This window comes from Frigidibacter sp., from assembly GCF_030695035.1.
GTDB lineage: Bacteria > Pseudomonadota > Alphaproteobacteria > Rhodobacterales > Rhodobacteraceae > Frigidibacter.
Map to the genome: position 1 here is coordinate 1 of NZ_JAUYTT010000019.1, position 18,958 is coordinate 18,958.

22 protein-coding genes are annotated in these 18,958 nt (G+C 66.4%); 4 read left to right on the forward strand and 18 right to left on the reverse strand.

What is annotated here, in order from left to right:
* Positions 1-320: 320 nt before the first annotated feature.
* The 4 genes from Q8S30_RS17005 to pyrF are packed head-to-tail and all read right to left on the reverse strand — an operon-like array spanning position 321 to position 2,790.
* Entirely contained in the window at positions 321-1,421 is a 1,101-nt protein-coding gene (locus Q8S30_RS17005; protein ID WP_305667222.1) for an anhydro-N-acetylmuramic acid kinase, read from the reverse strand.
* 26 nt (positions 1,422-1,447) lie between these two features.
* Entirely contained in the window at positions 1,448-1,756 is a 309-nt protein-coding gene (locus Q8S30_RS17010; RefSeq protein WP_066721625.1) for a DUF1330 domain-containing protein, read from the reverse strand.
* 1 nt (position 1,757) lies between these two features.
* Complete coding sequence (locus Q8S30_RS17015; RefSeq protein ID WP_066721627.1) at positions 1,758-2,045, reverse strand: DUF1330 domain-containing protein; 288 nt, start codon at positions 2,043-2,045, stop codon at positions 1,758-1,760.
* 37 nt (positions 2,046-2,082) lie between these two features.
* On the reverse strand, positions 2,083-2,790 hold the full coding sequence (gene pyrF, locus Q8S30_RS17020; protein ID WP_305667223.1) for an orotidine-5'-phosphate decarboxylase: 708 nt from the start codon (positions 2,788-2,790) through the stop codon (positions 2,083-2,085).
* 210 nt (positions 2,791-3,000) lie between these two features.
* Here pyrF and Q8S30_RS17025 point away from each other — a divergent pair, with 210 nt between their 5' ends.
* Positions 3,001-4,251 carry an MgtC/SapB family protein gene (locus Q8S30_RS17025; protein ID WP_305667224.1) on the forward strand — a complete coding sequence of 417 codons (1,251 nt, stop codon included), beginning with the start codon at positions 3,001-3,003 and terminating at the stop codon, positions 4,249-4,251.
* A 25-nt stretch (positions 4,252-4,276) separates the two neighbouring features.
* On the opposite strand, the gene Q8S30_RS17030 is transcribed toward Q8S30_RS17025, so the two are convergent.
* From Q8S30_RS17030 to epmA, 5 genes are read right to left on the reverse strand one after another with little or no spacing between them, the layout of a single operon-like run.
* Complete coding sequence (locus Q8S30_RS17030) at positions 4,277-4,936, reverse strand: DsbA family protein (protein WP_305667225.1); 660 nt, start codon at positions 4,934-4,936, stop codon at positions 4,277-4,279.
* Positions 4,937-4,949: 13 nt separating this feature from the next.
* The gene (locus tag Q8S30_RS17035; protein WP_069054011.1) at positions 4,950-5,336 is read right to left on the reverse strand and encodes a type II toxin-antitoxin system VapC family toxin; all 387 of its coding nucleotides are present in this window, start codon (positions 5,334-5,336) and stop codon (positions 4,950-4,952) included.
* Positions 5,333-5,578 carry a type II toxin-antitoxin system Phd/YefM family antitoxin gene (locus Q8S30_RS17040; protein WP_192645268.1) on the reverse strand — a complete coding sequence of 82 codons (246 nt, stop codon included), beginning with the start codon at positions 5,576-5,578 and terminating at the stop codon, positions 5,333-5,335. The genes Q8S30_RS17035 and Q8S30_RS17040 overlap by 4 nt, the downstream gene beginning before the upstream one ends.
* A gap of 53 nt (positions 5,579-5,631) precedes the next feature.
* Positions 5,632-6,699: a lysine-2,3-aminomutase-like protein gene (locus tag Q8S30_RS17045; RefSeq protein ID WP_305667226.1), complete on the reverse strand. Its 1,068-nt coding sequence runs from the start codon at positions 6,697-6,699 to the stop codon at positions 5,632-5,634.
* The gene (epmA, locus tag Q8S30_RS17050; RefSeq protein WP_305667305.1) at positions 6,696-7,760 is read right to left on the reverse strand and encodes an EF-P lysine aminoacylase EpmA; all 1,065 of its coding nucleotides are present in this window, start codon (positions 7,758-7,760) and stop codon (positions 6,696-6,698) included. The genes Q8S30_RS17045 and epmA overlap by 4 nt, the downstream gene beginning before the upstream one ends.
* Before the next feature lie 66 nt (positions 7,761-7,826).
* On the opposite strand from epmA, the gene efp reads away from it, so the two are divergent.
* The 3 genes from efp (at position 7,827) to Q8S30_RS17065 (ending at position 10,492) form a co-directional block, all read left to right on the forward strand.
* On the forward strand, positions 7,827-8,441 hold the full coding sequence (efp, locus tag Q8S30_RS17055; protein ID WP_305667227.1) for an elongation factor P: 615 nt from the start codon (positions 7,827-7,829) through the stop codon (positions 8,439-8,441).
* A gap of 91 nt (positions 8,442-8,532) precedes the next feature.
* Positions 8,533-9,051 carry a DUF1993 family protein gene (locus tag Q8S30_RS17060; protein ID WP_305667228.1) on the forward strand — a complete coding sequence of 173 codons (519 nt, stop codon included), beginning with the start codon at positions 8,533-8,535 and terminating at the stop codon, positions 9,049-9,051.
* Positions 9,052-9,325: 274 nt separating this feature from the next.
* The gene (locus Q8S30_RS17065) at positions 9,326-10,492 is read left to right on the forward strand and encodes a hypothetical protein (RefSeq protein WP_305667229.1); all 1,167 of its coding nucleotides are present in this window, start codon (positions 9,326-9,328) and stop codon (positions 10,490-10,492) included.
* Between the two features lie 18 nt (positions 10,493-10,510).
* On the opposite strand, the gene Q8S30_RS17070 is transcribed toward Q8S30_RS17065, so the two are convergent.
* The 9 genes from Q8S30_RS17070 to lptC all read right to left on the reverse strand — a co-directional run bounded on the left by Q8S30_RS17070 (position 10,511) and on the right by lptC (position 18,888).
* Complete coding sequence (locus tag Q8S30_RS17070) at positions 10,511-11,167, reverse strand: MBL fold metallo-hydrolase (protein ID WP_305667230.1); 657 nt, start codon at positions 11,165-11,167, stop codon at positions 10,511-10,513.
* A gap of 55 nt (positions 11,168-11,222) precedes the next feature.
* A complete protein-coding gene (locus tag Q8S30_RS17075; RefSeq protein WP_305667231.1) occupies positions 11,223-11,570 on the reverse strand; it encodes a hypothetical protein in 348 nt (115 codons plus the stop codon).
* Entirely contained in the window at positions 11,567-13,195 is a 1,629-nt protein-coding gene (locus Q8S30_RS17080) for a fumarate hydratase (protein ID WP_305667232.1), read from the reverse strand. Before Q8S30_RS17080 ends, Q8S30_RS17075 begins: the two co-directional genes overlap by 4 nt.
* A 151-nt stretch (positions 13,196-13,346) precedes the next feature.
* The gene (gene ptsN / locus Q8S30_RS17085; protein WP_305667233.1) at positions 13,347-13,808 is read right to left on the reverse strand and encodes a PTS IIA-like nitrogen regulatory protein PtsN; all 462 of its coding nucleotides are present in this window, start codon (positions 13,806-13,808) and stop codon (positions 13,347-13,349) included.
* Positions 13,809-13,894: 86 nt separating this feature from the next.
* A complete protein-coding gene (gene hpf, locus Q8S30_RS17090; RefSeq protein WP_305667234.1) occupies positions 13,895-14,482 on the reverse strand; it encodes a ribosome hibernation-promoting factor, HPF/YfiA family in 588 nt (195 codons plus the stop codon).
* Positions 14,483-14,600: 118 nt separating this feature from the next.
* Entirely contained in the window at positions 14,601-16,130 is a 1,530-nt protein-coding gene (rpoN, locus tag Q8S30_RS17095; RefSeq protein WP_305667235.1) for an RNA polymerase factor sigma-54, read from the reverse strand.
* Positions 16,131-16,411: 281 nt separating this feature from the next.
* A complete protein-coding gene (gene lptB, locus Q8S30_RS17100; protein ID WP_305667236.1) occupies positions 16,412-17,290 on the reverse strand; it encodes an LPS export ABC transporter ATP-binding protein in 879 nt (292 codons plus the stop codon).
* A gap of 78 nt (positions 17,291-17,368) precedes the next feature.
* Positions 17,369-18,085 carry an LptA/OstA family protein gene (locus tag Q8S30_RS17105; RefSeq protein ID WP_305667237.1) on the reverse strand — a complete coding sequence of 239 codons (717 nt, stop codon included), beginning with the start codon at positions 18,083-18,085 and terminating at the stop codon, positions 17,369-17,371.
* Positions 18,086-18,099: 14 nt separating this feature from the next.
* Positions 18,100-18,888, reverse strand: coding sequence for an LPS export ABC transporter periplasmic protein LptC (lptC, locus tag Q8S30_RS17110; RefSeq protein WP_305667238.1), 789 nt, complete (start codon positions 18,886-18,888; stop codon positions 18,100-18,102).
* Positions 18,889-18,958 lie beyond the last annotated feature (70 nt).

Here is an 18,958-nt window from a genome sequence, read left to right on the forward strand (position 1 = left end):
AGACGGCGAAGCAACCGATCTCTCGGCTACAAGGCCTAACGTCCTAGTGGAGCGCAGAAGAGGCGCCGCTCAGCGGCGGCGCCGTCTCGATGTGCGGTTTATAGGCGCCACCCCCGCAAACTGTCAACACGCTTTTTGAAAAAACTTCGCGCCGGGCCGCTGCCGCAGGGCGGGCAGGCTCCTCAAGGCGTCAATTTCAGCCCGTAAACTGCCAGATTGGCGGTCTTGGGGTACGATTTACCCGCTAATCCGAGCTTTTTCGAATCGCGCGGGCGTGACACTCGAACCCTATCGCGCAGCGAGCGACGGTTTCGTGACGCTCAGGCGCGGTTGAGCCTGCCGCCGGTCAACGGCTGGGGCACGCCGGTTGTTCCCGGCAGGCTGAGCGGCAGGCCCTTCACCGACCGGATCGCGAGATAGGCGAAGAGCTGCGCCTCCAGCGCATCGCCATCCCAGCCTGCCGCCTCGACCGGCTCGACGCGCACGCCGAGCCTGGTGCTGAGGCGCTGCATCAGATGGCGGTTGAGCCGTCCGCCCCCGCCGACCAGCCAGCGGCGCGGCGCGCGCGGGACATGGCGCAACGCCGCGACCAGGCTCTCGACGGTGAAGGCGGCCAGCGTGGCGGCGCCATCGGCATCCGAGAGCGGCTCGACGATCTGGGCGCGGCGATGAAACTCGTTGCGGTCGAGCGATTTCGGCGCGGGCCTGTCGAAGAAGGGATTGTCCATGAACGCCGCGACGAGATCCTCATGGATGCGGCCGCTCGCGGCGAGCGCCCCGTCCGCATCATAGGGCCGCCCGAGCCGGCGCAGGACGAAGTCATCGAGCAGCGCACTCGCAGGCCCGGTATCGAAGGCGATGACCTCCTCGCCCTCGATCCAGGTGACGTTGCCGACACCGCCGAGGTTCAGCACCATCACGGGCTGCTCCATGCCCTGCGCCAGCGCCCGGTGATAGAGCGGCGCAAACGGTGCCCCCTCCCCGCCTGCCGCGACATCGGCATGGCGGAAGCGGTCAACGGTCGCGATGCCCAGCACGGCTGCGATGGCGGGGCCGTCGATCAGCTGGCGGGTAAAGCGCTGCTGCGGGCGGTGATAGACGGTCTGGCCGTGCAGGCCGACGAGGTCGATGCCGGCAGGGTCGATCTCGTGCTCGGCGATGAAGCGCCGGATCGCGGCGAGATGATCGGCGGTGACCTCGGCTTCGAGCTGATGGAGCGGCTCGGTCAGGGCCCGCTCGGCCTGTGCGATCAGCGCCTGCAGCGCGGCGCGCGTCGCCTCGCGATAGGGGTAGGAGGCTCCGGCCCCGAAACTGACGGCATCGTGCCCATCGCTGGTCACGATCGAGACGTCGATGCCGTCCATCGAGGTGCCGCTGATGACGCCCAGCGCGGTGAGGCTGTCCTGCCGAAGTCGGTCCATCGCCTGCCGTCCGCGCTGCTGTCGGCCTACTCGCCCGGCTGGGCTCCGTCATAGCCGCCGATGATGACGAGATCGACCTTGCCGACCAGAGCCAGGTGCTTCACCGCTTCCTGGTATTCGGGCGAGGCATAGCAGGCGCGCGCCGTCTCCTCGTCCTTGAATTCGAGGACGACGTTATGCTTGCGGCCCTCGCCGCGGGCGAGCTTGTACTCGCCGCCGCGGACCAGAAACTTCGCGCCGTATTTCGCGAAAGCCACCGCATTCAGGGCGCGGTAGCGGGCATATTCTTCCTCATTGTCGACGTCGAGCCGAGCGATCCAGTAGCCCTTGGCCATGTCAGACGCCCTCGACCACGACGATGTCGATCTCGCCGGCGCCCTCGCGCAGCTTGCGGGCCTCGGCATAGTCCTGCGACATGGCATAGGCCTTGGCGGCCTCGAAGCTCTCGAACTCGATAACGACGTTGCGGGCCCGGCCTTCGCCTTCCGCCACGGTCATCATGCCGCCGCGCACCAGCGGGGTGCCGCCGAATTTCCGGATTGCTTCGGACGCCTTGGCGGCATAGGCTGCCCATTGCGTCGCGTTGCTGACCTTGGCGCGCGCCACGACATATCCCTTGGGCATGGTCCGAATCCTCTGAGAGATTGACTAGGGTCCGAGCTTAGGAGGCCGCAGCGATCTCGTCCATGATCGCGGCCGCCGCCCCGCGCGGGTCGGCTGCGCGGATGATGGGACGCCCGATCACCAGATGATCGACGCCGGCGCGGATCGCCTCGCCCGGGGTCAGGGTCCGCTTCTGGTCGCCGGCGGCGCTGCCCGCGGGCCGGATGCCCGGCGTTACGATCAGCATGTCGGCGCCGATCACGTCCCGGACGATCTCGGTCTCGGCCGCCGAGCAGACGATGCCGTCGATGCCGGCGGTGCGGGCCTGTTCGGCGCGCAGACGCACGAGTTCGCGCACGGCCAGCCCATAGCCGGCATCGCGCAGATCACCATCGTCATAGGAGGTGAGCGCCGTCACAGCGAGAAGCTTCAGATCCGCCCCATCGCGTCCCTCGACGGCGCCGCGCATGGTCTGGGGGTAGGCGTGGACGGTCAGCAGGTCGACCCCGAGATTGCTGAGGGAGGCGACGCCCTCGGTCACCGTGTTGCCGATGTCGTGGAGCTTCAGATCGAGGAAGACCTTCTTGCCCTCGGCCACCAGTTGCTGGGTGAGCTGCAAGCCACCTGCGAAGGCGAGCGCATAGCCGATCTTGTAGAAGCTCGCGGCATCGCCGAGTTGCGAAACGATGCGATAGGCGTCCCAGATCGTGGGAACGTCGAGCGCGACGATCATGCGGTCGCGCAGGTCGTTGATCTTATGCGTCATCCAGCGGCTCCCGAGTTTTGAAGGAAGGCGCATGATTCGACTGTGGACGCAAGAGAGAGGCGGCTCTCCGTCTTTCCGGGTCGTTCATAGGCTCGGCCCGCATATCCCGACCGCGTGACTGACGCGCCACCCGCCCCTGCCGCATTGCCGGCCAAGGCGTATAGTCGGCGCGAGGCTTCACACCGATGGATTGGCGCAACGAGGATGGTCGTGGACGAAAACGCCCTTCTGAGCCGCCTGGCGGTCTCCCTTGCGATTGGCCTGCTGATCGGACTCGAGCGTGGCTGGCGCAGCCGCGGCGAGGACGATCACCTGCGGACCGCCGGTCTGCGCACCTTCGCTCTGTCCGGCCTGCTCGGCGGCGTGACCGGCCTCATCGGGCAGCAACAAGGCACCACGCTGATCGGCCTGGTTTTCCTTGGCTACAGCGCCGCCTTCGCGGCGTTCCACTGGCTGGAGGCCCAGGCAGAGCGCAATTTCAGCGTGACCTCGGTCGTCGCCGGCATGTCGACTTTCATGCTGGGTGTCCTCGCCGTGGTCGGCGACCTTCGTGCCGCGATCGCCGGCGCCGTGGCGATGGCCGTGCTGCTGGCGATGCGCGAGCAATTGCACCGCTGGGTTGCCTCGCTGAGCTGGGCGGAGATCCGCTCCGGTCTGACCCTGCTCGCCATGACATTCCTCTTGCTGCCGATACTGCCGAACCGGACGATCGACCCGTGGGATGCCATCAATCCCTACATCATCTGGCTGCTGACCATTCTGATCGCGGCAGTGTCGTTCACCGGCTATGTCGCGATCCGCATCTTCGGCGATCGCCTCGGCGTGATGATGGCGGCGGTCGCCGGCGGCCTCGCCTCTTCGACCGCCACCACCATCACGCTCGCCGAGTTGGTCAGACAGCATCCCGAATCCCGGAACTTGCTCGCCGCCGGAATCCTGACGTCGGGACTGGTCATGGTGGCCCGTGTCACCATCGTCGCAAGCGCCCTGAACCCGATGCTGCTACAGCCACTGCTGCTGCCGCTCCTATCCGGCGGCTCCGTCCTGGCGGTCGGGGCCGGTCTGATGCTGGTGTTCAGCCGAGGCAGCTCCCAGCAGCCCGTGCTGAAAATCGCGAACCCCCTCGAAATGGCCTCGGCGCTGAAGATGGCGGCCCTGCTGACCTCGGTCATGCTCGCCGCGCACCTGCTCCAGCGGTATTTCGGCGACGCCGGCGTGCTGGCGACGGCCGGCCTGTCGGGGATGGCCGATGTTGACGCCATCGTCATCTCGATGGCCCGCATGGCGATGGGAGCGGTCGATCCCGCGCTCGCGGCTCAGGCGATCCTGTTCGCTACCGCCGTCAACACGCTGGTCAAATCCGTGCTCGCGGCAGCGGCCGGCGATGGCAAACTCGGGCTTCTCGTCGCCCTCGTCAGCGTCGTCGCGGTCGCTGCAGGCGCTGTCACCGCGCTTGGCTGAGTGCGGCTACAGCGCCTGCAGCCGTTCAGGACTGCGGCATCGCGGGCTGCTGCTCCAAGGCCTGTGCGAAGACCTGCGCCCAGACATCGCCGGTCTGCGCGCCGGAGACCGCGAGCTTGCCGTCGACGATGAAGAACGGCACCCCGGTGACGCCGACCTGCTGGGCGTGAGACTCGAGCCCGATCACGGTCTCGCGCAGCTCCTCGTTGGTCAGCTCGTCGCGCGCGGCCTGCTCGTCGAAGCCCTGCTCAACCGCGATGGCGACGAGCGTGTCGAGATCGCCGATATCGCGGCCATCCTGCCAGTAGGCCTTGAACAGCGCCGCCTTCATTTCGGTGCCACGCTGCACGGTCGAGGCCGCAGCGACCAGCATGTGCGCCATGCGGGTGTTGACGCTCTTCGTCACGCGGGCCCAGTTGAAGGTGACGCCGCTTTCGAGCGCGGCTTCGGAGAGCCGGATCTCGATCTCCTTGCGCTTGCCAGCGCCGAACTTAGCATCGAGATAGGCGGTTCGGTCCATCCCCTCGGCCGGCATGTCGGGATTCAGCTCATAGGGCAGCCAGGTGATGGCGACACGGTCGGTCAGGCCATGGCTCTCCAGCGCCTTCTCCAGCCGCGCCTTGCCGATGAAGCACCAGGGGCAGGCGAGATCGGAGACGATCGCGATGGGAAGTTTGTCTTTCATGGCGGTCTCCTTCTCAAACCTTCTGGATCGCGCCGCCATAGCGGGCCACCGTGTTGTCGGACGTCAACAGGGTGATTCCTTCGACCTTGGCCTGAGCGACCAGGATGCGATCGAACGGATCCCTATGGATCGGCGGCAATCCGTCGATCGCAACCGCATGCTCGCCCGTGACCGGCAACTCGGCAAAACCATGGTCGAGCAAGCCGCGTCTCAGAAGTCTCGCGTCAACCGAAAAATCACTCCGGCCGAGACTGGTCTTGATGGCGATCTCCCACAGGCTCGCCGCGCTGAAATACAACTCGCTGTCGGCTGAGTCGATGATGCGTCGCGCTTCCGCCGACAGCCGGTCGGGTCGACCCGCGTTCCACAGCAGAAGGTGCGTATCGAGAAGAGCCTTCACGATCGCCCGTTGAACATGGCTTCGATCTCTGCCCGCCCCATCTCATCGAAATCATCGGGCACCGTCATTTGCCCGACCATAAAACCAGTGCGTTGGAGCGGCTTGGCCTCGATCGGCTCCAACGGGACGACCTTGACCATGGGCTTCCCCGCCTTCGCGATGATGAAGGCCTCGCCCTTCGCGGCGCGGTCGACCAGGCGCGACAGATGCGTCTTCGCGTCGTGGATGTTCACCTTCTCCATTGCCGACCTCAGGTTAGTTCAATTGAGTTAGTTTACCAGAGCAGCCATTGTCTTCAACCCGGTGGATAGAGGTGCCGCTCGCCATGGCGGTCCTCGGCAAAAGCCTCGACGCTGGGCGTCTCGCAGGCCGAGAGGAAGGCGGGGCCGACGGGGATCTTCCCCGCCCCGCCGGGGATGTCGAGGATATAGGTCGGCTGGCACAGCCCGGACAGATGGCCTCGCAGGCTTTTGACGAGGGCCTGGCCCTCCTCCAGCGAGAGCCGGAACGCCGCCGTGCCGGGCGCGAAGTCCGGATGGTGCAGATAATAGGGCTTCACCCGGTTCTCGACGAAGGCGCGCATCAGGGCCGACAGGGTTGCGACGTCGGCGTTGACGCCTCTGAGGAGCACGCTCTGGCTGATCAGGACATGGCCGGCATCCGCCAGCCGCGCCAGTGCGGTCCGTGCAGCGGGCGTGAACTCGCGCGGGTGATTGGCATGGATGGCGACATAGCTTGCCTTGCCCGGTATCCGCAGGGCGGCGGCATAATCGGCCGTGATGCGGTCGGGCTCGACCATCGGCACGCGAGTGTGCCAGCGCGCCACCTTGATATGGTCGATCGCGCCCAGACGCTGCGCCACCTCCCGCACCCGCCTGGCCGACAGGATCAACGGATCGCCGCCCGTCATGATGACCTCCCAGATCTCGGGATGATCGGCGAGATAGGCCAGCGCCGCCTCGAGCTTCCCACCCGTCAGCGCATCGCCGCCAGGGCCGACCATCTCGCGGCGGAAGCAGAAACGGCAATAGACCGGGCAGGCATGGACGAGCTTGAGCAGGGCGCGATCGGGATAGCGATGCACCACGCCCTCGACCGGCGAATGGGCCTCGTCGCCAATCGGATCGGCGCGCTCCTGCGGCAGGGTGACGAGTTCGGCCGGGTCCGGGACGAACTGGCGCGCGATCGGGTCGTCAGGATCGGCCGGGTCGATCAGCGCGGCCATGGCCGGCGTCACCGAGACGGCGTAGCGCGCAGCCACGGCTTCCAGCGCCTCGCGTCTTTCGGGCGCGACCAAGCCGGCCTCGACGAGGGCACCGACGCTGCGCAGCGGCTGTCCGCCGGGAGGCTGGTGAAGGGTCATGGCGTTCCCCTGCCCGGTTCCGCCACCGGCGTCCAGAGCACATCCTCGATCCGGCGGGCGCCGGTGCAGAGCATCACCAGGCGATCGAAGCCCAGCGCGATGCCGCTGGCCTGCGGCATCACGGCGAGCGCGCTCAGGAAATCCTCGTCGACGGGATAGCGCTCGCCATAGATGCGCGCCTTCTCGTCCATATCGGCCTCGAAGCGCCGGCGCTGCTCGGCCGGATCGGTGAGTTCGCCAAAGGCATTCGCCAGTTCGACGCCGCAGGCATAGAGCTCGAAGCGCTCGGAGACGCGGGGATCGCCGGGTTTCGGGCGCGCGAGCGCGGCTTCCGAAATCGGGTACTCGCACAGGATCGTTGCCCGCCCCCGGCCGAGATGAGGCTCGATCCGCTCCGAGAGAATGCGGCTGAAGATGTCCGACCAGCTGTCGTCATCGGCCACCCGGATGCCGGCTTCGGCCGCATCGGCGGCGAGACCGCCCCGGTCGACATTGTTGTCGGCGGTGACGGTGCGCAAGAGGTCGATGCCGGCGTGACGCTGGAAGGCGTCCTGCAGCGTCAGCCGCTCGGGCTCAGCGAAGGGATCAGCCTCGATGCCGCGCCAGCGCAGTGCGGTCACATCTGCTGCCTGAGCCGCCTCGGCCAGCAGAGAAGCCGCATCCTGCATCAGCGTCTCGTAGCCCTCGCCGGCGCGATACCATTCCAGCATCGTGAACTCGGGATGATGCAGCGCGGTGCGCTCTCGGTTGCGGAAGACGCGGGCGAAATCGAAGATGCGGGGCTCGCCGGCCGCCAGCAGTTTCTTGGCCGCGAATTCGGGCGAGGTGTGCAGGTAATAGGGATGGCAGGTCCCGGCATCATCGATCAGCGTCGTGGCGAAGCCATGCAGATGCGTCTCGTTGCCCGGCGAGACCTGCAGGATGGCGGCCTCGACCTCGACGAAATCCCGAGTCTCGAACCAGCGGCGCAGCGCCGCCCTGATGCGGCCGCGCGCGAGCAGCGCGGGGCGGCGGTCGGCGTGGATGTCGGGCCGCCAGAACGGGGGAGGCTGGTTTTCCATCGTCTCAGGTTCGAACGTCTGCAAGCTTCCGTTTCGCCTGCAAATGCGGTAGTTGCGCGGCAACGAATGTCGATCCGGCGCCGGCGGCGCACAAGCTCAAGGACAAGTCACGTGGTCAAGGTCATCGCATCCTCGGTTCGCAAGGGCAATGTGCTCGAACTCGACGGCCATCTCTGCTCGGTGCTCTCGGCAGAGAGCTTCTTCCCCGGCAAGGGCACCCCGACGACGCAGATCGACATGCGTCGCATCCATGACGGCACCAAGATGACCCAGCGCTACAAGACGACCGAGCAGGTCGAGCGCGCCTATGTCGAAGACCGCGACTTCACCTATCTCTACCAGGACGGCGAGCAGTACGTGTTCATGAACCCCGAGACCTTCGACCAGATCAATGTCGATGGCGACGTGGTCGGGAACATGGCGCCCTATCTCCAGGAGGGCATGAAGGTCTCGCTTTCGGTGTTCGAGGAGAAGGCCGTCTCGATCGAGCTGCCGCAGCGTGTCACCTGCGAGGTCGCCGAGACCGAGCCGGTCACCAAGGGCCAGACGGCCTCGTCCTCCTACAAGCCGGCGATGCTGACGAACGGCGTGCGCACCGCGGTGCCGCCGCATATCGGTCCCGGCGTTCGCATTGTCGTGCTGACGGAAGACGGCTCCTATGTGGAGCGCGCCAAGGACTGATCGCGACGGCCGGTGCAATCGCCGGCGATGTGATTATATCGGCGACGCGACGGGCCCTTTCCGGGCCCGTTTTCGTTTCCGAGGATCACCCATGACCATCACCGCCCGCTCCGCCGCCCTCACCGGCTTCGTCCAGACCCTGAAGGCGCTCGACGTCATCATCGACAAGACCGTCGAGCAGGCGGCAACCCGCAAGATCGCGCCCGAGGTGCTGCTCGGGGCCCGCCTGGCGCCCGACATGCTGCCGTTTTCGCGCCAGATCCAGCTCGCCTGCGATTTCGCCAAGAACGCCGCGGCCCGCCTTGCCGGCGGCGACAACCCCAAGCACCCCGACGACGAGAAGAGCTTCGACGAACTGAAGGCGCGCATCGCCAAGGTGCTGGCCTTCGTCGAGGGCATCGACGAGGCCGCCTTCGAGGTCGGCGTTTCGCGCGACGTGACGTTCCCGCGCGGCCCGACGGCAACCATGACGATGCGTGGCGAGGCCTATCTGACGCGCTTTGCCGTGCCCAACTTCTATTTCCACGCCACCACCGCCTACGCGATCCTGCGCAAGAACGGCATCCAGATCGGCAAGCAGGATTTTCTGCTCGGCGTTCTCGACACCTGACATGGGCGCCCTTGAAAGCGCCGCATTGCTCTCCCATATGAGGGTCACGGCGATGTCGAGGGCGTTCCACTGTCCTCCAGCGCTGGAGAAGACGGCCATGAGCTCGAAGTGTGACGCCGGATGTACGCGCACCCTTCAGGACATGGCCGTTAACGTTTTCAGCCCCGGCTGTTGCTGCCCCCCGCTGTTCCCTGCGATATATCGTCGAGGCTTTGAACGTGCATCGCCGCCGCCGCGACTGTCTTCATCATGGGGATGAAGGCGGGAGGGGACGATGGCGGAGCCGAAGGGAGCGGTCTACCTGCGTGCAGGGGGCGCTGAACAATTCCGGAAAGACACGTCGAAGCGCTTCGCGCGACGCGTCAACAAGACGCTTCTCAGGATCGACGCCGCGCTCCCGCGCTATGCTCTGATTCCGCGCGAGGAGCGTGCCATGCGGACGCAGGGCCTGCTCGCGCTCATCGCCCTTTGCGACCACTGGCTCAGCGACAAGCAGACCAAGATCGACCAACACGAATCCTTCAGGGCCGCGGCTATTCAGGACCTGCACGAAGCGGCGGTGTCGCAACTACGCGGCTTGAACAATTGGGCCAAGGCGAAGACCGCCATGCGCAAGCTGATCCCCAAAGGGTCGATGAAGGGCCATGGAACAGCTCCTGTGCGGCTCCTGCAGCAGGAGAACTGGCTCGAGCTACTCGACAAGCATCACCGCCTCGGCCAGGTCCTCAAGAAATACTTCGACGATTGGGTCCATTCCAACCAAACGTGCTCGTTTTGGGAGTACCTCGACAAGCTCGACCCCGACACCCTGAAGAAGCTGGCCAAAGTCTCGGTGCGTTATGTCGAGGATTTGATTTACCGCGACCTGTTCGAGGTCACTTTCGACAATGGGCTGATGCGCTCCCGCATGTCGCCCATCGTCCAGAACATGGCCATCAGCGGGCTTCCGCGCGCCAACGTCTTCGGAAACGCCGACGACAAGTTGCTCGACACCAGCACATGGCCATCCAATGCTCTGACCAGCGCCTCAGCCGGCTGGGCCGCCTTCGTGCTCAGCCCGAAGGAGGTGCTCTATGCCGGGATGCATGTGAGCGGGGTCTTTCACCATTCGAGTTTCCTCTGCGGTGCTCCCGTCCTGGCCTCGGGCATGATGCGCGTCGAGAACGGCCGCATCCGGGCAATCCATGAGAAGAACGGCCACTACCGCTCGCAGGAGATCCACCTGATGGCCTTCCTCAGGCTGCTCCAGCGCAAGCTGCCGGGCACGGACTGGCACGATGTCGACTACACGACCTTTGGCGGTACGACGATGACCGTCGGGCAGAAGCTGAACCTGCCACGCAAGCCGGCTCCGCCGCCGCGGCCCGCCCGCATGGCCCCGCCTCCGCCGCCCCGGCAGGGCAATGTGCGCAACCTGATCAACCGCTTCAATAACAGCTGAGAGGGGATCGCCCTCTGCTCAGCCCTGCAGAAACGGGTTGTTCGCCCGTTCCTCGCCAAGCGTTCCCGCTGGGCCATGCCCGGGCAGGAACTGCACGTCGTCGCCGAGCGGCAGCAGCTTGTCCCTGATTCCCGCGATCAGCGTCTCGTGGCTGCCATAGGGAAAATCCGTACGGCCGACCGAGCCGGCGAAGACCGTGTCACCGGCCAGCAGGAAGCGCAGATCCTTCTGGAAGAAGGTGACATGGCCCGGCGTATGGCCGGGCACATGCAGCACCAAGAAGGCGACGTCGCCGACCTCGACCTCGTCGCCCTCGGCGAGCCAGCGCGACGGCGTCACCGCCTTCATGTCGAGAATGTCGAAGCGCAAGCCTGAGCTGGGCAGATCATCCAACAGGAACTTGTCGGCCTCGTGCGGGCCGATGACGGGGATCGAGAGGGTTTCCGCCAGTTGCGTCGCGCCGCCGGCATGGTCGAGATGGCCATGCGTCAGCCAGATCGCCACCGGCGTGACGCCGATCTCCTTGAGCGCGCCCAGGATCAGCGGGACATCCCCGCCAGGATCGACGATCGCAGCCTGCATGGTCCTCGTGCACCAGAGGATAGAGCAGTTCTGCTGGAAGGCCGTCACGGGAACGACGGCAATCTGGAGGGGAGGCTGGGGCTGGTCGGTCACGGGCGTCTCCGTCGGTGTCAGCGGCAGGGCGCGGCAGCGCCGCGCCCTTTCGGTCTCAGCGCTTGCCGCAACGGCCTGCGATCAGCGCGCGGTAGTCGGCGAGGTCGGAATCCATCGACGCGACGTTCTGCTCGCGCTCCGCTCGGGCCTGGCAGGTCGCGAAGACGGAGCGCGCGTTCTGCAGGAAGCCGACATGCTCGCGCCAGGTCCGGCACTGTGTCGCCTGATCAGCATTGGCGACGGCGGAGAGTCGCGTCTGCTGCCGGCGCAATGCGCCCTCGTTCTGGAAGAGGTCGCGCGAGCAGGTCGCCGGCCGGGCCTGCGCCTCCGCGGGCTGAGCCGCGGGGAGCAGCACCGCCAGAAAGGCCAGCGTCGCGCAGGCCGCGAGAATCGCCGGCCTCATCCGAGGTTTAGCTCCTTGAAGAAGTCGTTGCCCTTGTCGTCGATGACGATGAAGGCCGGGAAATCCTCGACCTCGATGCGCCAGACCGCTTCCATGCCGAGTTCGGGATATTCGAGCACCTCGACCTTGCGGATGCAGTCCTGCGCCAGCCGGGCGGCCGGGCCGCCGATCGAGCCGAGATAGAACCCGCCATGGGTCTTGCAGGCTTCCCGAACCGCCGCAGACCTGTTGCCCTTGGCGAGCATCACCATCGAGCCGCCGAAGGACTGGAACTGGTCGACGAAGGAATCCATCCGCCCCGCGGTGGTCGGCCCGAAGGAACCCGAGGCCATGCCGTCGGGCGTCTTGGCCGGGCCAGCGTAATAGACTGGGTGGTTCTTGAGATAGTCGGGCATGCCCTGCCCGCTTTCGAGGCGCTCGCGGATCTTGGCATGGGCCGAATCGCGGGCGACGATGATGGTGCCGGTGAGCGAGAGGCGGGTTTTCACCGGATACTTCGTCAGGGTCGCCAGAATCTCGCTCATCGGCCGGTTGAGATCGACCTTCACCACATCGCCCCCCAGCGAGGCGTCCTCGACCTCGGGCAGGTACTTCGACGGATCGGTCTCCAGCGCCTCCAGGAAGATGCCGTCCCGCGTGATCTTGCCCTTGGCCTGGCGGTCGGCCGAGCAGGAGACGCCCAGCCCGATCGGCAGCGAGGCGCCATGGCGAGGCAGGCGGATGACGCGCACGTCATGGCAGAAATACTTGCCGCCGAACTGCGCGCCGACGCCGAGCGACTGCGTCAGCTTGTGGACCTCCTCCTCCATGGCGAGGTCGCGGAAGGCGTGGCCGCTGGCTGAGCCTTCCGTCGGCAGCGCGTCGAGATATTTCGTCGAGGCGAGCTTGACCGTCTTCAGGTTCTGCTCGGCCGAGGTGCCGCCGATGACGATGGCAAGGTGATAGGGCGGGCAGGCGGCGGTGCCCAGCGTCAGGATCTTCTCCTTCAGGAAGGCCATCATCCGGTCCTTCGTGAGGAGCGACGGAGTCGCCTGGAAGAGGAAGGTTTTGTTGGCCGAGCCTCCGCCCTTGGCGACGAAGAGGAACTTGTAGGCGTCCTCGCCATGGCCCTTGCCCTCGGCGTAAATGTCGATCTGCGCCGGCAGGTTGGTGGCCGTGTTCTTCTCCTCGAACATCGACAGGGCTGCGACCTGCGAATAGCGCAGATTGCGCTTGAAATAGGCGTCGGCGACGCCCTCGCCGAGCGCCTGCTCGTCCTCGCCTTCGGTCCAGACGAGGCGGCCCTTCTTGCCCATGATGATGGCCGTGCCCGTATCCTGGCACATGGGCAGCACGCCGCCGGCGGCGATGTTGGCGTTCTTGAGCAGATCATAGGCGACGAACTTGTCGTTCGAGGTCGCCTCGGGATCGTCCAGGATCTTGCCGAGCTGCGCGAGATGGCCCGGCCGCAGCAGATGATTGATGTCGATGAAGGCCTGCTCGCTGAGGCGCCGGATCGCCTCGCGGGAGACGCTCAGAACTTCGCGGTCGCCGAGCTTCGCCACCGAGACCCCTTCGCTGCCGAGCGAGCGATAGGGCGTGCTGTCCTCTCCGAGAGGAAAGAGGTCGACATGGGTATAGGCCATCGGCGGCACTCCGGCATGGAACGGTTTCCCCGGACCGGTGGGGAAGAGGGCTGGCGGGATCGCATAACCGATGTTGCGATCTGGTCAAATGCAAGAGAGCGCGAAGGTTTGAAACGACAGCGCCGGCCCGTGCGAACCGCGCGGCCGCAGTTCAGGCCGCCTGGGCGGCCGAATCCGCCAGGATGGCGTAGATCGCAGCGGGATCGCGGACGCTGCGGATCTGTTCCAGAACCGTCTGGTTGCGCAGCACGCGCGCGACGCGGGCGAGCGCCTTGAGATGGTCGGCGCCAGCGCCTTCGGGCGCGATCAGGACGAAGATGATGTCGACCGGCTGCCCGTCGAGCGCGTCGAAATCGAACGGCTTGTCAGCACGGGCGAACAGCCCGACCAGCCGATCGATGCCCGGCATACGACCATGAGGGATCGCGATGCCGTCGCCGATTCCGGTGGAGCCCAGGCGTTCACGCTGCAGCAGCGCCTCATAGAGATCGCGCTCTGTCAGCCCGGTAAGACGCGCCGCGTGCTGGGCCAGTTCCAGCAGCGCCTGCTTCTTGCCGTTGGCCCGCAGCGGCGAAATCACCGCCGCGGGAGTCAGGAGATCGGTCAGCGTCATGCGCTAGTCCATGCATGTCCCATGCCGCCCTCGACGAGACTTTGCGGCCGGGCCCAGGTTGCGGCCCGCGCGATAGCCTGCGGAACCTACGACAGCGAAGCCGGCGGATCGATCCACCCGATATTGCCGTCGCGGCGGCGGTATACGACGTTCATCCGGCCATTGCCAGCATGCCGGAAGATCACCACCGGGGCTCCCGTCAGATCGAGCTCGGCGACGGCGTCGCCGACGGTCAGAATATGCAGCGATTTGGTCGATTCGGCGACGATCACCGGGTTATCGCCGGCATCATCCAGATCGATCTCCTCGATCTCCTCATCGGGAGCGGCGATCACATAGCTGGGGATTTCGACGCCGGGCTCGCGACCATTGGCGCTCGCCGAGCGGTCCTTGAGCCGCCGCTTGTAGCGACGCAAGCGCTTCTCGATGCGCTCGGCCATCTTGTCGAGGCTGGCATAGGCGTCATGCGCCGTCCCCGAGGCTTCGAGCGTGATGCCGGAGGACAGATGCAGCACGCCGTCCGTCTTGAAGGCCGTGCCGTCCTTGCCGACGGTGACATGCCCCTGATAGCCGCCTTCGTAGTATTTGCTGAGAGCGGCAGCGACGCGGGCCTCGGCCTGGCCGCGGAGGGCCTCGCCGACATCGAGGTTCTTGCCGGAGATTCGCAAGCTCATGGAGTGCTTCCCCTTGTCAGTCACGGCCGGGAGATCGGCCGTCTTCGGGAGCTAAGAACTGGCCACCAGGTATGTCAATGATAAGGCCGCAACGGCCGGCCGCGCCCTGGCCTTCGCCTCAGCGGCTGCCCATCGCCATGGCGACCTTCTCGCGACGGCGTTCCATCGAGGACGGGATTCGCAGCGATTCGCGGTACTTCGCGACGGTGCGCCGGGCGATGTCGATGCCGCCCTCCTTCAACCGCGCCACGATCGCGTCGTCGGAGAGCACATCGGCCGGGGCCTCGTCGTCGATCATCTGGCGGATGCGGAAGCGCACGGCCTCGGCCGAATGAGCCTCGCCATAGCCGGTGGCGGCGATCGCGGCCGAGAAGAAGTACTTCATCTCGAAGACGCCGCGCGAGCAGATCAGATATTTGTTCGAGGTGACGCGCGAGACCGTCGATTCATGCATGCCGATCGCGTCGGCCACGGTCTTCAGATTGAGCGGGCGCAGATGCTCGACACCATGGGCGAAGAAGCCGTCCTGCTGGCGCACGATCTCGCTTGCCACCTTCAGGATCGTGCGGGCGCGCTGCTCGAGCGAGCGCGTCAGCCAGTTCGCCGTCTGCAGGCATTCGGCGATGAAGGCCTTGTCCTCATGGCTGCGCGCGGCGCTCGACACGCGCGCATGATAGGTCTGGTTGATCAGCACGCGTGGCAGCGTGTCCGGGTTCAGATCGACGAGCCACGAGCCGTCCGGCGCCGCTCGGATGAAGACGTCGGGCACGACCGTCTCGGCCGTCGAGCCGCCATAGCCGCGCCCGGGCTTGGGATCGAGCCGCCGGATCTCGGCGACCATATCGGCAATATCCTCGTCATCGACGCCGCAGAGGCGCTTGAGCGCGGCGAAATCGCGCTTGGCGACGAGATGGAGATTGGCAACGAGGGTCTGCATGGCCGGATCGAAACGATCGCGGTCGCGCAGCTGGATCGACAGGCACTCGCAGACGTCGCGCGCCGCGACGCCGGAGGGCTCGAAGCTCTGGACGATGCTCAGGACGCTCTCGACCCGCGCCAGCGTCACGCCGAGCCGCTCCGCGATGTCGGCGAGGGGCTCGCCGAGATAGCCGGCGTCATCGACGGCATCGATCAGATGGCGGCCGATCAGGCGGTCGGCGGGGTCCTGTACGGCGAGATCGAGCTGCGCGCCGAGATGCTCGTGCAGGGAGGCTTCCGCCGTGAGGCTGCTTTCGAATCCGTCAGGCCCCTCCTCGAAGGACCCGCCCGAACCGCCATAGGCGCCGCCGATGATGGGCAGGCTGTCGGCACCGCTGGTGTCGAGCCGCGCCACGGTCGGCTGCTCGCCCTGGAAGACGTTGTCGAGCCCGGTGCCCAGCCGGTTCTCCATGCCTTCCTGGCTGTTGAGGCTCTCTGCCCGCTCAAAGCTCTCGGCGTCGGCGGCATGGATATTGTCGCCGCCATTGAGCTGCAGCGGACCCTCGGAGGTGTCATCGCGCTCCAGCAGCGGATTGCGCTCGAGCTCGCCCTCGACGAAATTCTGAAGTTCGAGATGCGACAACTGCAGAAGTTTGATCGCCTGCAGCAGCTGCGGCGTCATCACCAGGGACTGGCCCTGGCGCAACTCCATGCGCGGCATCATCGCCATACGCTCGCGACCTTCCCCTGCCAGCGCGCCGGGATCGGCACACTTCTTGCTTTGAGATGAAGCCTATCGCCGTCGAAGCGACGCGTCAAAGCCCTTGGCTCTGCAATGAGCGGAGAGGTTAATGCGCTGCAGCAAATCTTCGCAAGCGCAAAAAATTGGGCTCCCAGGCCAGACCGCGGCGCAATCGGGCGCCGGCGCGACGGACATTCGATTGCGCCCGCACCGACCCTGACTGGACGATGTCGAAGCGCGGCCCGGAAGGCTCACGCGCCCGAGTGATACTAGAGCCTGAAATCCTCGCCGAGATAGACGCGGCGGACATCGGGGTTGGCGATGATCTCCGCGGGCGAGCCCTCGGTCAGCACGCGCCCCGAATGGATGATGTAGGCCCGGTCGACGAGGCCGAGCGTCTCGCGAACATTGTGGTCGGTGATCAGCACGCCGATCCCACGATCGGTCAACTGCCTCACCAGAGCCTGGATGTCGCCGACCGCGATCGGGTCGATGCCGGCGAAAGGCTCATCGAGCAGGATGAAGGAGGGCTTGCCTGCGAGCGCACGCGCGATCTCGCAGCGACGCCGCTCGCCACCCGACAGGGCGATCGAGGGCGCCTTGCGCAGGCGCGCGATCGTGAATTCCTCGAGCAACTGGTCGAGCTGTCGCTCGCGCGCCTTGCGATCCGGCTCGACGACCTCGAGCACGGCGCGGATGTTGTCCTCGACGCTGAGGCCGCGGAAGATCGAGGCCTCCTGCGGGAGATAGCCGATGCCCAGACGCGCACGCTGATACATCGGCAGTTGCGTGATGTCGTTGCCTTCGAGCGAGATCGTGCCGAGATCGGCCGCGACCAGCCCGGTGATCATGTAGAAGATCGTGGTCTTGCCGGCGCCGTTGGGGCCGAGCAATCCGACAGCCTCGCCCTGGCGCAGATAGAGGCTCGCATCGCTGACGACGGTGCGGCCGCCATAGCTCTTGCGCAGGCCGCTGACGGCGAGGATGCCCGGCCCGCCGATGGCGGCAGCCCCAGCGGGGAAAGCGCCCTCATCGGTGCCTCCGGCGCGGCCGAACAGGCGGCTGAAAATCCCTCCCCCGCGCTGATGGGACGGCGGCAGTTCACGGCCCGGCGCCGTCTGGGATTGCGACATGTCGGAGATCGTCACAGCGAAGGATCGCGCCTGTTCTGGAGAGAAGGTAGGCATGAGCCCAGCCGGCGCGCCGGGGGCCGAGCCGAGCGGGGCTCAGTTGGTCGGCGTGGCCGGCTTGGCGCCCGCAGCGGGTTTGCCGGGTTCGGCCGCGTTGGGAACGAAGAACCCCTGCACGCGACCGCCCTTGTTGGTCTCGACATTGGCGATGCCGGTGACGGTGTTGTAGGTCAGCTTTTCGCCCCGGGTGATGTTGGGACCGTCATTGAGCGCCACGTTGCCGGTCATGATGACCTGATTGTTGGCACGGTCGAACACCGCATTGTCGGAGGTCGCGGCCTGGGTCTTCGAGACCACGGTGACAGGCCCCTTGCATTCGATGCGCTTGATCGAGCTGTCGCCCGACTGGCCGGGCGCGCCTGCGGGCGCGGCCGGCGCCGTCGCGGCAGGCGTGGCAGGCTTGGCTCCGGCGGCGCCCGGACCGCCGCGGCCCTCGTAGAACACGGTCATGATCGAGCAGCGTACGGTGGTCTCGCCCTGAACGGCGACGACATTGCCGCTGAAGACGGCGCGATTGTCCTTGTCGAGCACGTCCAACTTGTCGGCGTCGATCTTGATCGGCTCCTTGCTGTCGCCCCCAAGGCCGCCGAGCGGCGAACCGGCGGCGGCGCCACCGCGGTTGCGTCCTTGCGCCAGCGCATCCTGCGGCAGGACGGCGAGCAAGAGCGTGGCCAGCGCCGCAAGCGTGGCAAGCGGGCGAGACGCACCGGCGAGGCGGGCCAAGCCGGAGGCGTTGAGGCTGGAGCGGTTCATGGTGCCCTGCATTGTCACTGTCCGGTCCCGTTAGGCTTGTTGCCCGCCGACGCGGCCTCGGCTGCGGGGGGAGACGCCGACCGCAACAACTCCAGCTGCGGCGTACTGCCTTCGCGCTCAGGGCCCGCGATCGTCCCGGCCGGCGCATTGGGAATGTACGCGCGAACGCGGCCCTGGAACGCGATCAGCGCGCCGTTGTCCTTGACGTCGAGCGAGTCGGCGTCGACCGTGGTGGTGCCGAGGACGACCTTGACCGGCTCCTTAGAGACGACCGTGCCGCCCTTGAAGTCGATATCGGCCGTCCGCATCCGGATGTCGTAGCCGCCTTCGGTCTTAACCCGGACGTCGTCGACGAGCCGCAGCTTTTCCTTCTGCGTGTCGAACAGGCCGGTTTTGGCGTTCACCGTCACCCAGCCCTCGCGCTCCATCTGCAGCCGCGCCGTCAGCGTTTGCAGCTCGACCTGCGTGGGATTGCGGATTTCCTGAAGCGCGGCCTCGGCCGTGACCTCATAAGGGCGGTTGTCCTTGCGAAACCCCGACAGCCGCGGCGTATCCATTTTCACCTTGCCGCCGGAGATGCCGACGGCGCCGAGCGACACACTGGCGATCCCCCGCAGCGGGTTCATGAAGGGCGCCACGATCAGGGCCAGCACCGCCACGACGGCGCCAACGGGAATGGCGCGGCGCAGGAACCGCACGAGCATGGTGTGCCGGCGTGCGGAGCCGAAGGCCGCCCGACGGCGCGCCAGGCTCCTGGCCTCCGTTCGCCCGTCGGGGGGGGCGGCCCAGTCACTGGATGTCATTGCCACAGTCATGCTCCGCGCAATGGCAGTCGCTAACGGCTTTTTCGTGTCATCCGGCACGCGCCCCCGC

Bases quoted from the DNA above. Each gene is read 5' to 3' on its own strand.
- Q8S30_RS17075 (WP_305667231.1), bottom strand. From the start codon at position 11,570: ATGAGGCCGGCGATTCTCGCGGCCTGCGCGACGCTGGCCTTTCTGGCG.
- rpoN (WP_305667235.1), bottom strand. From the start codon at position 16,130: ATGGCGATGATGCCGCGCATGGAGTTGCGCCAGGGCCAGTCCCTGGTG.
- Q8S30_RS17030 (WP_305667225.1), bottom strand. From the start codon at position 4,936: ATGAAAGACAAACTTCCCATCGCGATCGTCTCCGATCTCGCCTGCCCC.
- Q8S30_RS17060 (WP_305667228.1), top strand. From the start codon at position 8,533: ATGACCATCACCGCCCGCTCCGCCGCCCTCACCGGCTTCGTCCAGACC.
- pyrF (WP_305667223.1), bottom strand. From the start codon at position 2,790: ATGACGCATAAGATCAACGACCTGCGCGACCGCATGATCGTCGCGCTC.
- Q8S30_RS17040 (WP_192645268.1), bottom strand. From the start codon at position 5,578: ATGGAGAAGGTGAACATCCACGACGCGAAGACGCATCTGTCGCGCCTG.
- Q8S30_RS17105 (WP_305667237.1), bottom strand. From the start codon at position 18,085: ATGAACCGCTCCAGCCTCAACGCCTCCGGCTTGGCCCGCCTCGCCGGT.
- Q8S30_RS17015 (WP_066721627.1), bottom strand. From the start codon at position 2,045: ATGCCCAAGGGATATGTCGTGGCGCGCGCCAAGGTCAGCAACGCGACG.
- Q8S30_RS17010 (WP_066721625.1), bottom strand. From the start codon at position 1,756: ATGGCCAAGGGCTACTGGATCGCTCGGCTCGACGTCGACAATGAGGAA.
- hpf (WP_305667234.1), bottom strand. From the start codon at position 14,482: ATGAGCTTGCGAATCTCCGGCAAGAACCTCGATGTCGGCGAGGCCCTC.
- lptC (WP_305667238.1), bottom strand. From the start codon at position 18,888: ATGACATCCAGTGACTGGGCCGCCCCCCCCGACGGGCGAACGGAGGCC.
- efp (WP_305667227.1), top strand. From the start codon at position 7,827: ATGTCGATCCGGCGCCGGCGGCGCACAAGCTCAAGGACAAGTCACGTG.
- Q8S30_RS17065 (WP_305667229.1), top strand. From the start codon at position 9,326: ATGGCGGAGCCGAAGGGAGCGGTCTACCTGCGTGCAGGGGGCGCTGAA.
- epmA (WP_305667305.1), bottom strand. From the start codon at position 7,760: ATGGAAAACCAGCCTCCCCCGTTCTGGCGGCCCGACATCCACGCCGAC.
- Q8S30_RS17045 (WP_305667226.1), bottom strand. From the start codon at position 6,699: ATGACCCTTCACCAGCCTCCCGGCGGACAGCCGCTGCGCAGCGTCGGT.
- Q8S30_RS17005 (WP_305667222.1), bottom strand. From the start codon at position 1,421: ATGGACCGACTTCGGCAGGACAGCCTCACCGCGCTGGGCGTCATCAGC.
- ptsN (WP_305667233.1), bottom strand. From the start codon at position 13,808: ATGACGCTGACCGATCTCCTGACTCCCGCGGCGGTGATTTCGCCGCTG.
- Q8S30_RS17080 (WP_305667232.1), bottom strand. From the start codon at position 13,195: ATGGCCTATACCCATGTCGACCTCTTTCCTCTCGGAGAGGACAGCACG.